Annotated in this window: 1 pseudogene; it reads right to left on the bottom strand. The window is 40.8% G+C overall.

Annotated elements, in window-relative coordinates:
- Positions 1 to 22: 22 nt before the first annotated feature.
- Positions 23 to 326: pseudogene (locus tag SB765_RS28650) on the bottom strand (hypothetical protein); the annotation flags it as partial.

The raw sequence follows: 326 nt of genomic DNA, 5'->3' as shown, positions 1-326 counted from the left end.
ATACTTGCTTGTAACTTACTCACTAGTTGCAATCCTTGGTTGGCCACTCGGCAATATACAAGTCAAAATCGTCTAATTTTACATCACAATCTTTTACTGTTTTATCTTTGGCTGAAATGTTTAGCTCATGCATTTTAGTTTTATCGCCGTTATTAAGTAACGGGTGCCACGTTGCTAAACCGCGCCCTTCATGAAGACGGCGGTAGCTACAGCTTTGGGGCATGAAAAAGATGTCTTTTAGGTTTTCTTTAGTGAGTTTAACGCACGAAGGGACTAAGGTTTGGCGGTTTTCGTATTCACTACAGCCACAGGTATTGTTATCAAGG

This window comes from Pseudomonas sp. SIMBA_067, from assembly GCF_046534675.1.
In the GTDB taxonomy this organism is placed as follows: domain Bacteria; phylum Pseudomonadota; class Gammaproteobacteria; order Pseudomonadales; family Pseudomonadaceae; genus Aquipseudomonas; species Aquipseudomonas putida.
This window is presented reverse-complemented; position numbering and strand designations above follow the sequence as displayed.